General features: G+C 64.9%; 1 protein-coding gene. It reads left to right on the top strand.

The annotated features are described in order from the left end of the window. On the top strand, nt 1-385 hold a 385-nt coding region (locus EN939_RS37810), incomplete at both ends, for a CorA family divalent cation transporter (RefSeq protein WP_335930829.1).

Raw genomic sequence — 385 nt, 5'->3', positions numbered from 1 at the left:
GCGCAGCTACCAGCTTTCCGACATGCGGGCCCGCCATGAGATCGGCGCCGATCAGGCTTTGCCGGCACCGGTGCGCGAAGCTTTCCTGTCCGCCAGCCATGGCTGCCACATCGACCTCGAGGACGACTGGCTCTATGGCGATCTGCCGGACCTGCGCCATGACTATTCGGCGGAAGCGGGCGGGCTTGGCCATTTCCGCTTCGCGCTCAACGACACGATGCTGGTCGGCGCCCGCAAGCAACCGCTGCAGTCGGTCGACAACATCCGCAAGGCGATCGAGAATGGATCGCGCAAGTTCCGCTCGCCGGCCGAGTTGATCGAGGCGGTTGTCGGCCAGTCTTTTTACGGCCTGGGGGCTGAACTTTCGGCACTCGGCGACAGCCTC

Source organism: Mesorhizobium sp. M7A.F.Ca.CA.002.05.1.1, assembly GCF_003998335.1.
Classification (GTDB): domain Bacteria; phylum Pseudomonadota; class Alphaproteobacteria; order Rhizobiales; family Rhizobiaceae; genus Mesorhizobium.
This window is presented reverse-complemented; position numbering and strand designations above follow the sequence as displayed.